A 14022-nucleotide genomic window follows, 5' to 3' on the forward strand; every position below is an offset into this window, starting at 1 on the left:
AGTTTTGAGAATGCGTACATTATTGTGTACAAATTCTGAATCCAATCAAGGTTGAGTACGCTTAATGTCATCTAGTATCAACAACTTACGTAACATCGCAATTATTGCCCACGTTGACCACGGTAAAACCACTCTGGTTGACAAACTCCTTCAGCAGTCGGGCACCCTGGGCCGTAAAGACATGGATGCTGAACGCGTCATGGACTCCAATGATCAGGAGCGTGAGCGTGGTATTACTATATTGGCGAAAAATACCGCCATCAAGTGGAATGACTACCGAATTAATATCGTTGACACACCTGGGCACGCTGACTTTGGCGGTGAAGTTGAACGTGTTTTGTCTATGGTTGACTCTGTTCTCCTGCTCGTCGATGCCGTCGATGGTCCTATGCCGCAAACTCGCTTCGTGACCCAAAAGGCGTTTGCACGTGGCCTGAAGCCAATAGTAGTGGTTAATAAAGTTGACCGTCCCGGTGCGCGCCCTGACTGGGTAGTTGGAGAAGTGATGGATTTGTTTGATCGTCTTGGCGCTACGGAAGAGCAGTTGGACTTCCCTGTTATTTACGCATCAGCATTAAACGGTATCGCAGGGTTTGATCCAGACGCATTACAGCAGGATATGACTCCTTTGTTTGAAATGGTGGTTGATAAAGTTCCTGCGCCTTCCGTAGACGTCAGTGGTCCCTTCCAAATGCAGATCAGCGCCCTCGATTACAACAGCTACGTTGGCGTTATCGGAATTGGACGCGTTTCGCGCGGTAAAGTAAAAACCAATACGCCCGTTGTCGTAGTTGATCGCGATGGCGGCAAGCGTAATGGTCGCGTATTGACGGTAATGGGCTATCACGGCCTGCAGCGAGTAGATGTGCCTGAAGCGGAAGCAGGGGACATTATCTGTATTACTGGTCTGGATGAGCTGAATATATCCGATACACTATGCAGCCCAGAGCGTCCAGAGGCTCTCCCTGCGTTGATCGTTGACGAGCCAACCGTGAGCATGACATTCCAGGTCAACGACTCCCCGTTCGCAGGTAAAGAAGGGAAGTTCGTCACCAGTAGAAATATCAAGGAACGCCTGGAGAAAGAGTTGCTGTACAACGTAGCTTTGCGTGTAGAGCAAGGTGACTCTCCTGATAAATTCGTCGTATCTGGTCGCGGCGAATTGCATTTGTCCGTATTGATCGAAACCATGCGTCGCGAAGGATTTGAGTTAGGCGTTTCTCGTCCAGAAGTTATCGTGAGAGAAATTGACGGGCAGAAAGTTGAGCCTTACGAGCAGGTTATCATCGACGTGGAAGATGAGCACCAGGGATCGATCATGGAGGTAATGGGCCTGCGCCGCGGTGAACTGGTTAACATGATTCCAGATGGCAAAGGACGCACGCGTCTAGAATTTGTTGTACCTTCTCGCGGTCTGATCGGTTTCCGTTCTCAGTTCCTCACCATGACTTCAGGCACAGGCATTCTGACCCACATTTTCGATCATTACGGTCCTGTGAAAGAAGGCGTGAACGTTGAGCGTAACAATGGCGTTCTTATCTCCAACGTAGCGGGTAAAGTATTGGCGTACGCACTATTTAATCTGCAGGACCGCGGTCGTCTGTTTGTAGATCCAAACATCGAAGTCTACGAAGGTATGATTATCGGTTTGCATAGCCGAGATAACGATTTGGTTGTTAATCCAACCAAAGCCAAGCAGTTGACCAATATTCGCGCAGCAGGTACGGACGAAAATATTCTTCTGACTCCGCCGATTCGTTTCTCTTTGGAGCAGGCGTTAGAGTTTGTTGAAGATGATGAATTGGTTGAAGTGACGCCCAGCAACATCAGGATTCGCAAGAAATTGCTGAAAGAGCATGAGCGTAAGCGCGCAGACCGTAACAAAGACTAAAATCCAAAACTAATTGGATAAAGTGATCTAGAAAGTTTTCGGCTTTTCCACAGAGTGCTATAGTTCTTTCGAGTTAAAGGACAATGCTGGAAAAGCCGAATGCTCACCTTATACCCAGATCTAAAGCCCCATAAAGAACACTTCCTTTCTGTAGATAATCTTCACACAATTTATATTGAGGAGTCCGGTAATAAAGACGGGCTGCCAGTGTTGTTTGTGCATGACGGGCCAGGGTACGGCTCGGACCCCTTCTGCCGTCGCCTTCTTGATTCTGAAAGATTTCGTATCATCATGATGGACCAGCGTGGCTGCGGTAAATCCACTCCACTGGCTGAAACTGCTCACAATAGCCTTGATTCTCTCGTTCAGGATATAGAGAGAGCAAGGCAGCATCTAGGTATAGAAAAGTGGATGCTAATTGGGATGGGGTGGGGCGGTTTCTTGTCGCAACAGTACGCCAGTGCTCACCCTGAAACGATATTAGGGATGGTGATTGCTGGTTACTTTGTTGCCGATGAAGCGGGTGTTTCATGGATGTTGGCGGATGGCGCCCCGAAAATGTTTCCTGATACGTGGCATGAGGTTATGAAGGATTGTCCGAGAGGGAATGTGGAAAAAATATTGAGCTACTTCTCAAAGTATTTAAGCGGTGCGAATGAGTTGCTTCAGATTCAGGCTGCAAAGCAATGGGCGGCATGGATGGCCAAGATCTCCACTTTGCACCCATGTCAGGATCTTGTGGATAGACTGACCCACCCCCATCAGGCTATTTCTTTAGCGAAGCTAGGCTGCAAGTTCTATCAAGAGATGAGGTCTGTCTCTGTGAGTTTTGACCTCCAGCTCAAGGAAATTCCTGGCATTATTGTCCACGGTCGCTACGATGCTATTTCGCCCATGGCTAGAGCATTTGATTTGCACCAAAACTGGGCGGGTAGTGACTTCTACATTATTCGAGACGCAGGCCACTCTGCAAGAGACCCAGCAATGGTGGATGCTCTGATCAAAGCTATTGGCTCTATGGCGGATAGAATTGGCGGCATATCGAAACTAAATGGCTAGTCCTATTGACAGTTAAGTAGTAGGCAGTTTTAATGCCGCAAATGTTTAAAAAGGCTGTAACAGTTCTTTAAGAATTAAGCGCGAGCGTACTAAATGATTGGACTAGTGCAACGTGTTGCGCATGCCGCCGTAAAAGCGGATGGTCAGTTCATTAGCTCTATAGGAGAAGGTGTTCTTTTGCTTTTGGCGGTTGAGCCAAATGATACTGAGCGTCAGGCGGAAAGGTTGCTAGAAAGAGTTCTCGGGTATCGTATCTTTATTGATGCGGATAACAAAATGAACTTGAGTCTCAAAGATGTGGGGGGAGAGTTGTTGGTTGTATCTCAGTTCACACTGGCTGCTGATACAAAGAAAGGGATGCGCCCCAGCTTTTCTTCTGCTGCTTCGCCTGAGATAGGAGAGAGGCTTTATAACTACTTTATTGAAAAGGCCTCTGTAGTGCTTGGTTGTGTGAAAACGGGGAAGTTTGGTGGAGATATGGAGATAACGTCAAACAATATTGGCCCGACAACTTTTATGCTGCGTGTAGAATAGGATGCTGTTGAAGTTAAAGCCTTTTTTGTTGAGGTGCTGTTTCGAAATATGCTGGGTTTCAAGTGCGCCCGGGTTTCGGAAATCCACTATGGGGTAGGTGGCCCAATAATTTATTTCCTTTGGTATAGTACTGGTGCGCTTCTATGTATACCTCATAGTAGGGTGGCGGCTTGTGGAAATGTGATGTTTAGTCGGCTGCCGATATAAGCGCTTGATTATTTAGGTTTTTTAAAAGTTTTTGGAGCTTTGCCCGCTGCCATTTAAAGGTCAAAGAAGCTGGCTTCTGTTACAAAAAAGAATGTCTAGTCGGCACTTTTTGGTTGCAAAAACGACAACATTGTATTACATATGGTTATTAATTTTCTTGTTTAGGAAAGTTGCATAACCCGTTGTTTGTAAGGATTTTTTGCCTCTCTGCAAAAAAACTGTCAGAACCTTGATGGTAAGTTGTTGATAGGGTGGGAATTTAAGCCTTTTTGGCTGACCTTCAGTGAAGAAATGTAGACCTCTGTGAAGAGGCCTGATCTACGAAAGTCTATCAACATTTGAAAACTGATGGGGTACGGCGAAAAAGGAGGCTTTGATATAGACAAAACATCGGATTGAAAAATGTCATTAAGTTGACATAATCACGAACTATAAATTGGCGAAAATTTTCGCCTACATAAAGAAAAATGTGGCTTTTAACCATCAACCTTCGAAAGAAGTTGATTTAACACACAAAAGGAAGACGAAATGAAAAAGACTTTGATCGCTTCAGCTGTTGCCGCTGCAACGATTTCTTCTACCACTTTTGCGATGGATCCAGCTTCTGAGCTGGCTGCTCGTTTAGATTCCATGCCTACCGTTTACGGTAACATTCAGTTGGTTCAATCATATCAAAACGTTGATGATGGCTCCTCTGAGTCAAGTAATACGGATTTTGCCGACAATGGTTCTACTATCGGTTTCAAGCATAAGCATGAAATTATGCCAGGCGTTGAAGGCTTCCTGAAAGCGGAATTTGATTTCAATGCTGACGACAAGAATAATCCACAAACTAACGAAGGTGGCAATACAAACTCTTTCGAACTAGATGAAGCGTATATCGGCGCTAAGGGCGACTTCGGTACTGTTTTGATTGGTTCCGAAGACACTGTATATGAGTGGGTTGACCAAATCGACTTCTTCGAGTCCGTTGGTGTAGCTGGTGATGTTGCAGGTATGGATGAAGGCGATACTCTGCACTACTACTCTCCTAGCTTTAGTGGTTTCACCGTTGGTGTAACTAAGTCTTTGGAAGGTGGTTCTGATTACACAGCTTCTATCGCTGCTAAATACGAAATGGATGCATTGCAAGTTGTATTAGGCTACGCCATTAATGATTTGGATGGTGGTGAAGATGTAATTGGTTTGTCTGGTTCGTACAAGTTTGGTGACTTTAAAGTAATTGGCCAGTTCGAAACTCAAGACGAGAACAGGGATTTTTGGGCGCTGGGTGGTGTATACACCATGGGTGCGACTCAGTTTGCTGTTGCATATGGTATGAACGATTACGAGAGCGATGCTGAAGATAGCGAAATCACTCTGCAAGCTCTGCACAACCTGTCTGACAACATGTATGTATATGTTGAATATGACATGTTGACAAGAGAGCCAGCAGGTGGTGGTGACGACACTGACATCGAAACTTTCAATGTTGGCGCAACCTACGCGTTCTAATATTGTCTGAAAGCTTTTTCAGAAAGAAAACCGGCTCGTCGAGCCGGTTTTTTTTTGCCCAAAACAAAGTTGAGAATATAAAAGTCCTAGGGTGTGTTGACGTCTCGTCATAGGTGATAGATAGGTGCAAACTCGTCATATTGCGGTTCCCACACCAACAACAAGACGAGTTTGCGATGCCCCGATTGATGCTCAGCGACGAGCTTTGGTCGAGGCTGAAGAGAGGTCATGCTGCAAGAGCGAATCTATAACAAGCCCACACTACGAATGATGGTGGAAGGCATGTTGTACCGAATGCGGACGGGGTGTTCCTGACGAGGCTTGCCTGGGCAGTTTGGCGACTGGAATTCGGTGTTCAAAAAATTCAATTCCTGGTCTGCCCAGGGCAAGTGGTTGAGGATCTTCCGAGGCTTGATCCGCGAGCCGGATCTGGAATGGGAGTTTATTGATGGTAGCTATGTGAAGGCCCATCAGCATAGCGCTGGAGCTTGTACGGAAGAGCCTCAGGCGATTGTAAGAGTCGGGCGGGCAGGTCTACGCCTTGGCGTAGAATACCGCGAAAGTGCATCTGGCCGTGGATGCCTATGGTCTTCCTGTGGAATTTGAGATCACAGGAGGCGAAGTACAATGACTGTACGGCAGCGGCGGAGTTAATTGAAAGGCTCCCCTCGTCAGAAGCGGTTGTCGGAGACAAAGGCTACGACAGTGAACGAGTGCGGGCACAGATCGAAAGGAAGGGAGCCAGGGCTGTGATACCGAGAAAGCGAAACTCTGTCAAAGGCAATGACGATATGGATTAGGGCTTATACAAGTGTCGCCATTTAGTGGAGAACGCCTTCGCCCGACTCAAACAGTACCGGGCCATCGCGACGAGGTATGACAAGTTGAAGAGGAACTATGAAAGTATGGTAACCATGGCTTGTGGGTATTTATGGTTGCCGATGTGAAACGTCAACACACCCTAGGTGAAATTAAGGATATGTGCCATGAAAGAGATCGAGCTTAAGTTTTCCTTTCCTCATCAGGCGTTAGCAAAAGTGCTCTCTGACCTCACTGTTCTTTGGGGGGCCCCTAGCTCAAGCTCCGTGCTCCACAACGTGTATTACGATACTTCTGACTTTGCCATGCAGCGTGCAAGGATTGCTTTGAGGCTACGAAATCTCGGTGAGGTATGGGAGCAAACGCTGAAGGGGGGCGGCAAAAATGTAGCTGGTTTACATGTCCGGGATGAGTGGAACTGGCAGTTGTCAGAAAATAAGTTAGATATACCGAAACTTTCGGAGATAGGTGTTGTCAAAAATATCGAGTTGGATAGCTTGACGCCTGTGTTTGAAACCAACTTTGAACGTAAAAGATGGTTGGTAGAGGTAGGAGGGAGTTTATTCGAGCTGGCTTTGGATGCTGGTGAGATTTGCTGTCCTGATGCTGTTAAGCCGATAGCAGAAGTTGAAATTGAGCTTAAAGAAGGCGATCTATTTCCGGTACTGATGATTGCGGAGTCTTTCGCTAAGCAAGTCCCTTGTTGGTTGAGTAAGAAAAGTAAGGCGGCCCGTGGATACAGTCTTGCGGGAATAGTTGCGCCGGAGCGAGAGTATGATCTTGAGCGCACGATAAGTATGCTGCTCGATGAATTAATTGATGAATTGGCATGCTATATGGACGCTATAGCCGAAGGCGAGGCTAAGGATTGGTGCAAGTACGTTGAATGTATGGCGGGGATAAGTTCATTGCTGACTTTAAGTGGTCTCAAGGGAAATAATGTGGGACGGTTAGTTAAAGCGGAAGTTGAGTCTTTGTTTGAGTGGTTGAGTAGAGAGCAAGAGGTTGGTTTTTCAGAATATGTACTTAACTCTACAGCACCTGGCTTGATAGGTTTAGAAGTGCTGAGGAGGGAGCTAGCAGGCTGATTCTGTTTTCAGAGGGGAAGAGTATGCGTCTCAATTTGAGGTCTATTTGTTTCTTATGTGTTGGATTAGCTGTTTTAGGTGCATTTACAGCAAACGCCAAAGAGCCAGATTGGGCGGCATACTCAGAACTACTTCAGCAGTATGTCAAACCTGGTCACAAAGAGTATATGGATGCGAACTTTGTAGACTACGTGGCATTGAAGGGGAATGAGAAATTTGCCAAATTAGTTGAGCAAATCGCTACCTTTCCTTTGTCTGAGCTTGAGACTCATGAAGAGCGCATGGCCTTTTATCTGAATGGCTATAATATCCTCGCAATTAAGATGGTGGTCGATAATTGGCCAGTCATAAAGCTTAAATCGTTAGGCTCTTTCTTTAAGCCGGTCTGGACATTTGATGCGGGAGTGTTGTGTGGAGAGACGGTGACCCTGCGTTATTTGGAGCATGAGGTTTTGCGTAAGATGGGGGACCCAAGGATCCATATGGCCCTTAATTGTGCATCTATGAGTTGCCCAGACTTGCGACTTGAACCTTACACCGCAAATAAACTCGATTTGCAACTAGAGCAACAATCCCAAAAATACTTAATGCAGGATAACAAAGGGATAGTCATTGAAAATGGTGTTGTCCATTTGTCCAGTATATTTGGTTGGTTTGAGGACGACTTTGCAGTAGTGGGTGGGGTTGAAGCATTTGTCCGTAAGTATCGCCAAGACCTGCCCGTAGGCATTAAGTTTTCCGCGGATTTGCCGTATAACTGGAATGTTAACGCCACTTTGAGTCGTTCAGAATTGAAACGAGCGTTAGCCAAGAACGATTGGTAAGTGATAGCGCTGGGTTATGTCGCGTATAGAAGCGGTAGCTACGATTCTTATCGTGCTATCCTGAACAAAAGAAATTTTGGTCAGGGGAGCACAGACTAATGGCTGCGCCAAGCGAGCTTAATTCATATCCGTTGGCAATCCACCCAACAATTCAGAAGTATTGGGAAGAGTTTGCTGATTTGCCTGCCGAGATATTCGGCGCGTTTTCTTCTTTCTATCCCGATATTCTCCGCGCGTTTGCAGTCAGTGATTTCCTCGCTTTAACTATTCTTAGAGAGCCTGAGCTGGTTCTTAACTTCTTGCAGACTTTGCCGCCCCAAAAAGATTACCAGCTTGTCGATTATCGAACGCTATTAGCTGAAGAGTTGTCAGAGGTTCAGAAAGAGGAAGATCTGCTTCAGGTGTTGAGGCGATATCGCCGCCGTATGATGTTTCGAATTATATGGCGAGACATAGTGCAAATGTCGGATTACGAGATTACCGCCCGCGAGATGTCATGGCTTGCAGAGGTTTGCATTGATGAGGCATTGCGCTGGGTATATCTTGATCTGTGTCGGCAATTTGGCGAGCCGTTTTCTGTTGATGGCGATAAGCAGCAACTGGTTGTTATTGCAATGGGAAAACTGGGGGCGGCTGAACTCAACGTTTCTTCAGATATTGATTTGATTTTTACCTTTCCAGAGAAGGGAGAGACGCAAGGTGGGCCCCGCTCCATAGATAACCAGACGTTTTTCACTCGGCTAGGGCAAAGGTTAATACAAGCGTTAGATAAAACAACGGCTGATGGGTTTGTGTTCAGGGTTGACATGAGATTGCGACCTTATGGACAGAGCGGCGCTTTAGCTCTCAGCTTTGCGGCGATGGAGGCGTACTACCAGGAGCAGGGCAGGGATTGGGAGCGTTATGCGATGATCAAGGCTCGAGCGGTCGCAGGGGATATTGATGCCGGTGAAGAGTTGCTAATCTCACTTAAGCCCTTCGTTTACCGTAAATATATCGACTTCGGCGCTGTTCAGGCTCTAAGAGCTATGAAAGAAATGATTGAAAGGGAGGTTCAGCGTAAGGGGTTGGATGGAAATATTAAAGTAGGCCGGGGAGGCATTAGGGAAGTCGAGTTTATTGTTCAAGTGTTCCAGCTGATGCGTGGCGGTCGTGATGTCAGATTGCAGCAGCGCAACTTGTTGTCAACTTTGAAATGTCTTGAGGATGAGGAGTTATTGCCTGTCTCCGCGGCTGCCGAATTACGTGAGGCTTATATTTTTCTGCGCAATCTGGAGCATGCAATTCAGGGATTGGATGACAAGCAGACTCAGGAGATACCTGAGGATGAAGAAGGACGGGAGCGAGTTGCTGTTGCAATGGGCTTTACTGGGTGGGGAGAGTGTAGGATACAGCTTGATAAACACCGCGACACTGTATCAGAGCACTTTGCTGACATCATTGCTGAGCGTCGAGAGACGCCGCTCGAGAAGCCGGAGGCGGTTGAGTGGCGTGCGCTGTGGGCGGGTAGATTGGCTGGCGAGGAAGCGCAGGAGTTGTTGTTGCGATTCGGGTGTGAGCAGGCGAGTGAGATATATGAAGCGGTGAAGCAGCTGCGCCTAAGCTCCAGGGTGCAGCATATGCAGTTGCAGGGAAGAGAGCGTTTAGATGAATTCATGCCGAATCTACTGCAGTCTTTGGCGCAAAGCAGAGCCTCACACGAAACGTGCAGAAGACTATTGGCTTTGGTAGAAGCCGTTCTGCGCAGGAGCGCTTACTTGGCGTTACTGAATGAGAATCCAAACGCGCTGACGGAGCTTATTCGATTATTTGCAGAAAGCGCCTGGATTGCGACGCAAATTGTAACTACGCCTTTATTGTTGGATGAGTTGTTACACTCCACTGGACTCTATACGCCGCCTGATACTACTGCGTTGCGTGATGAGCTGCGACAGCAAATGCTGCGTATTCCCAACGATGATCTAGAGCAACAGATGGAGGCGTTGAGGTACTTTAAAAAGGCGCACGTGCTCAGAGTCGCCGCCTCAGACTTGCGGGAAACTCTGCCGCTGATGAAGGTCAGCGATTACCTGACATTTATCGCAGAAACCATTCTTGAACAGGTAGTGGACGAAGCATGGGAAACCATGGTGAAAAAGCACGGTGAGCCCGGGCATGAGGATAACGAAGCCAATGACATGCGATTTGCCGTAATTGGATATGGCAAGCTTGGCGGGATTGAGATGAGTTATGGCTCTGATCTGGATCTTGTTTTTCTTCACGGCGCCTCTGGTGATTTAAACACCGATGGAGAAACAAGTATCGCCAACCAAGTATTTTTTACTCGCCTGGGTCAGAGGATTATTCACCTGCTGACGACAAAAACTGCTTCAGGCGATATTTACGAAGTGGATATGAGGTTGCGACCATCGGGTAATTCGGGGCTATTGGTCAGTTCATTAAATGCATTTCGACTTTATCAGGAGAAGAGCGCCTGGACGTGGGAGCATCAGGCTTTAGTTCGGTCGCGGGCGGTGGCGGGGTGCCCGGCTATTCGAGCTGAGTTTGAAGCGGTGAGAAAAGGCTTGCTCACGCAGCCGAGGGACCCGGTTAAGTTGCGCGAAGACGTCATGGAAATGAGAGAGAAAATGCGTGCGTCTCTGGGGGCCAAGCCCGATTCCTCTGGAAGCCCGCCTTATTTCGACCTCAAGCACGATAGGGGCGGTATCGTTGATATCGAATTTATGGTTCAATATGCGGCTTTGCGTTGGGCTAATGAGTATCCTCAGATCGTTGTCTGGAGCGACAATATCAGGATATTGGAAGCCTTGGGCGAAGCTGGCGTTTTTGCTGTCGCAGATGCGGATAAACTGTGCGATATATACCGTTTGTTACGCGCCCGTGGGCACCGGCTGGCGCTTCAGAACCTCCCTGCGCGTTTACACGCCGACGAGCTGCAAGAAGAGCGGCGTTGGGTTGAAGCATTCTGGGATAAAGTTTTCGCGGAGTGACCTGGTTCCTCCCTTATTCATTTATATTCTTCCGACGTTAACGTTGGGTTACTGTTTTAGAATTTGTGGCTTTGGGCCCGAAGGAGTTGACTGCTATGTCCATGGCTGATCGTGACGGTTTGATCTGGTTCGACGGCAAAATGACGCCTTGGCGTGACGCCAATGTGCATGTGTTAACGCATACGCTGCATTACGGGATGGGCGTTTTTGAAGGGGTTCGCGCCTATCAGACTCCCAACGGCGCTGCGATCTTCCGCTTGCAGGAGCATACTGACAGGTTGTTCGACTCTGCGCATATCATGAATATGAAGCTGCCCTTTACCAAGGACGAGCTTAATGAAGCACAGCGTCAAGCCGTGCGTGAGAACAACCTGAGTTCCGCTTATATGCGTCCAATGGCTTTCTATGGATCTGAAGGCATGGGGCTGCGCGCTAATAATCTGAGCGTGCATGTAATTGTCGCCGCTTGGGAATGGGGGGCGTATTTGGGCGAAGAGTCGCTGCAAAAAGGCATTAAGGTTCGCACGAGCTCTTATACTCGGCACCATGTGAACATTTCCATGACGCGCGCCAAAGCGAATGGTCATTACATCAACTCTATGCTGGCCCTTAATGAAGCATTGGCGTGTGGATGTGACGAAGCGCTGCTGCTTGATCCGGAAGGCTATGTGGCGGAAGGCTCCGGCGAGAATATCTTTGTTATCCGTGATGGCGTAATTTACACACCGGAGCTGACCTCTTGCCTCAACGGAATCACCCGCAATACGATCTTTCATCTGGCCGAGCACATGGGCTTTGAACTGGTGGAAAAGCGTATCACTCGTGACGAAGTTTATATCGCTGATGAAGCATTCTTTACCGGCACGGCAGCCGAAGTGACGCCTATAAGGGAGTTGGACGGTCGCCCTATCGGGTCTGGACAACGTGGACCGATCACTGAAAAACTTCAGTCTTTGTATTTTGACGTGGTTAAAGGGCGTAACGAAGAATTCAAACACTGGCTGACGCCCGTCGCCTAAGTTTCAGTTCATTTCCTTGTGAGAGGCGCCAGCCCTTGAATATTCTGATTATCGGGCCGTCGTGGGTTGGCGATATGGTGATGGCGCAAAGCCTTTTTAAAGTGCTTGTGCGCCTTTATCCCGATGCCCAAATAGACGTTCTTGCTCCAGGTTGGAGTCGTCCCATTCTCGAAGCCATGCCTGAAGTTAGAGACGCCATTGATATGCCGGTTGGTCATGGCAAGCTGATGTGGAAGGCGCGACGTGAGCTGGCCAGCTCATTGAAGGCAAGAGACTACGCTTGGTCTATCGTTCTCCCTAACTCCCTGAAATCCGCCTTAATTCCTTGGTTTGCGAGCATACCAAGGCGCACGGGCTGGCGGGGGGAAATGCGCTATGGCTTGTTGAATGATATTCGCAAACTGGATAAAGCACAGTACCCACTGATGGTCGAGCGCTTCGTGGCGCTCGCCTACGATAAAGGTCGTGCAGATCTAACTGAAATTCCAAACCCCGAGCTGAAGCCTGATGCGACGCTGATTGCTAAGGTATGCGCCAAGTACTCTGTAAATGGAGACGAGGCCCCGGTTTTGGGGTTGTGCCCGGGCGCGGAGTTTGGCGCAGCCAAACAATGGCCGGCGGAATACTATGCCGCGGTTGCGTGCCACTATCTCAACAAAGGGTGGCGTGTTTGGCTGTTTGGCTCCGCCAATGACAAACCTGTTTGCGAGGAGATTACGGCAGCCTGCGGCTCAGTTGGCATAGTGAACTTTGCCGGCTTGACGACTTTGCAGGAGGCTGTTGCATTGTTGTCATTGACTTCTCGCGTTGTCAGTAATGACTCCGGCCTTATGCATGTCGCCGCAGCGCTAGGAAGTCCCTTGGTCGCTGTTTACGGCTCTACTTCTCCGGACTTTACGCCCCCCCTTTCAGAGCATAAGCAAATCGTTCGCTTAGGCTTGGACTGCAGCCCTTGTTTTGAGCGCACTTGCCCTTTGGGACATTACAACTGCCTCAAGCAGTTACCGGCGCAGCAGGTAATTTCTGCGTTGGATAAGTTGCCTTGCGGCTCTGATAACCAGGGAGCCGCTCCCGTTGCCTAAAGTTCTGCTGGTGAAAATGTCCTCTTTGGGAGATGTCGTGCATACGCTGCCTGCGGTTACCGAGGCTGCCCTGAATGTGCCCGGTTTGCAGTTGGATTGGGTGGTCGAGGAGGCGTTTGCAGAAATTCCTGCGTGGCACCCGTCCGTAAACAAAGTCATTCCCGTCGCATTGCGCCGTTGGCGAAAAAGTCCTCTGAAAGCGTTTAGGTCGGATGAGTGGGCGGCCTTTAATGAAAAACTGAAAGCTGACTATGACGTTGTAATTGACGCTCAAGGATTGCTTAAGAGCGCATTCGTCGCTAAAAAAGCCAGCGCGGAAATTATTGGATATGATGGCGCCTCCGCTAGAGAGCCGTTCGCCAGCTTGTTTTACCACCGTAGATATTCGGTAACCAAGCAAATGCACGCGGTCGAACGCTCTCGTGAGTTATTCGCGCAGGGGCTCGGTTATGCGAAGGCAGGAGAGCCGGATTACGGACTCAAGGTGAAACCTGCTATCCATGACGATTCCAGGCCGACGGTTATGTTCTTGCATGGAACCACATGGAGCACCAAACACTGGCCTGAGTCTTTTTGGGGCGAACTTGCGCAAAAGTGTAGAGAGGCGGGGTTTCGCGTATGGGCTGCCTGGGGGAGTGCGGAGGAGAGAGCGAGAGCTGAGCGCTTGGGAACTTCAGCGGGTGTGGAGGTACTGCCAAAAATGCCTCTGCAAGGGGTCGCAGAGCATATCGCCGGGGCTCAAGTCATTGTCACCGTGGATACCGGGCTGGGTCATTTGGCGGCTGCGTTGGCCAAACCTACAATTGCTTTGTATGGACCAACAAATCCTGCACTCACAGGAATATACGGAGCGCAACAGACTTCTCTTCGCTCAAGTTATCATTGTGCGCCCTGTATGCGAAAGCATTGCCGTTATGAAGTTTTGGGTGAGGGCTTTAATTACCCTCCATGCTGGAATGAGCTTTCGCCCGACTCGATTTGGGAAAGGATTATCAAGCTTGTTGATAGGGAGTGA

The 14022-nt window shown here is 48.5% G+C and carries 10 protein-coding genes and 1 pseudogene; all 11 read left to right on the top strand.

Going from position 1 to position 14022, the window contains the following annotated elements; all coding sequences use genetic code 11:
- The first annotated feature begins 64 nt into the window (after nucleotides 1-64).
- Nucleotides 65-1891 (top strand): translational GTPase TypA, encoded by a 1827-nt coding sequence (gene typA, locus AC2IBB_RS06120; protein ID WP_486332017.1) that lies wholly within the window; start codon nucleotides 65-67, stop codon nucleotides 1889-1891.
- A 99-nt stretch (nucleotides 1892-1990) separates the two neighbouring features.
- Complete coding sequence (pip, locus tag AC2IBB_RS06125) at nucleotides 1991-2950, top strand: prolyl aminopeptidase (RefSeq protein WP_486332018.1); 960 nt, start codon at nucleotides 1991-1993, stop codon at nucleotides 2948-2950.
- Nucleotides 2951-3043: 93 nt separating this feature from the next.
- On the top strand, nucleotides 3044-3484 hold the full coding sequence (gene dtd, locus AC2IBB_RS06130; RefSeq protein WP_486332019.1) for a D-aminoacyl-tRNA deacylase: 441 nt from the start codon (nucleotides 3044-3046) through the stop codon (nucleotides 3482-3484).
- 735 nt (nucleotides 3485-4219) lie between these two features.
- Nucleotides 4220-5185 carry a porin gene (locus tag AC2IBB_RS06135; protein ID WP_486332020.1) on the top strand — a complete coding sequence of 322 codons (966 nt, stop codon included), beginning with the start codon at nucleotides 4220-4222 and terminating at the stop codon, nucleotides 5183-5185.
- A 176-nt stretch (nucleotides 5186-5361) separates the two neighbouring features.
- Nucleotides 5362-6132, top strand: a pseudogene (locus tag AC2IBB_RS06140) (IS5 family transposase).
- A gap of 39 nt (nucleotides 6133-6171) precedes the next feature.
- On the top strand, nucleotides 6172-7092 hold the full coding sequence (locus tag AC2IBB_RS06145) for a CYTH domain-containing protein (RefSeq protein WP_486332021.1): 921 nt from the start codon (nucleotides 6172-6174) through the stop codon (nucleotides 7090-7092).
- A 23-nt stretch (nucleotides 7093-7115) separates the two neighbouring features.
- Entirely contained in the window at nucleotides 7116-7916 is an 801-nt protein-coding gene (locus AC2IBB_RS06150; protein WP_486332022.1) for a DUF547 domain-containing protein, read from the top strand.
- Nucleotides 7917-8014: 98 nt separating this feature from the next.
- Nucleotides 8015-10906, top strand: a complete 2892-nt coding sequence (glnE, locus tag AC2IBB_RS06155; protein ID WP_486332023.1) for a bifunctional [glutamate--ammonia ligase]-adenylyl-L-tyrosine phosphorylase/[glutamate--ammonia-ligase] adenylyltransferase — start codon at nucleotides 8015-8017, stop codon at nucleotides 10904-10906.
- A 95-nt stretch (nucleotides 10907-11001) separates the two neighbouring features.
- Nucleotides 11002-11925 carry a branched-chain amino acid transaminase gene (locus tag AC2IBB_RS06160; RefSeq protein ID WP_486332024.1) on the top strand — a complete coding sequence of 308 codons (924 nt, stop codon included), beginning with the start codon at nucleotides 11002-11004 and terminating at the stop codon, nucleotides 11923-11925.
- Between the two features lie 35 nt (nucleotides 11926-11960).
- Nucleotides 11961-13007, top strand: a complete 1047-nt coding sequence (gene waaF / locus AC2IBB_RS06165) for a lipopolysaccharide heptosyltransferase II (RefSeq protein WP_486332025.1) — start codon at nucleotides 11961-11963, stop codon at nucleotides 13005-13007.
- Complete coding sequence (gene waaC, locus AC2IBB_RS06170; protein WP_486332026.1) at nucleotides 13000-14022, top strand: lipopolysaccharide heptosyltransferase I; 1023 nt, start codon at nucleotides 13000-13002, stop codon at nucleotides 14020-14022. The genes waaF and waaC overlap by 8 nt, the downstream gene beginning before the upstream one ends.

Source organism: Hahella sp. NS-SX17 (assembly GCF_057367735.1).

What these genes read in the sequence shown, in the direction of transcription:
- dtd (WP_486332019.1), top strand. Translation starts at nt 3,044, where the DNA reads ATGATTGGACTAGTGCAACGTGTTGCGCATGCCGCCGTAAAAGCGGAT.
- pip (WP_486332018.1), top strand. Translation starts at nt 1,991, where the DNA reads ATGCTCACCTTATACCCAGATCTAAAGCCCCATAAAGAACACTTCCTT.
- AC2IBB_RS06145 (WP_486332021.1), top strand. Translation starts at nt 6,172, where the DNA reads ATGAAAGAGATCGAGCTTAAGTTTTCCTTTCCTCATCAGGCGTTAGCA.
- AC2IBB_RS06160 (WP_486332024.1), top strand. Translation starts at nt 11,002, where the DNA reads ATGTCCATGGCTGATCGTGACGGTTTGATCTGGTTCGACGGCAAAATG.
- AC2IBB_RS06150 (WP_486332022.1), top strand. Translation starts at nt 7,116, where the DNA reads ATGCGTCTCAATTTGAGGTCTATTTGTTTCTTATGTGTTGGATTAGCT.
- glnE (WP_486332023.1), top strand. Translation starts at nt 8,015, where the DNA reads ATGGCTGCGCCAAGCGAGCTTAATTCATATCCGTTGGCAATCCACCCA.
- AC2IBB_RS06135 (WP_486332020.1), top strand. Translation starts at nt 4,220, where the DNA reads ATGAAAAAGACTTTGATCGCTTCAGCTGTTGCCGCTGCAACGATTTCT.
- typA (WP_486332017.1), top strand. Translation starts at nt 65, where the DNA reads ATGTCATCTAGTATCAACAACTTACGTAACATCGCAATTATTGCCCAC.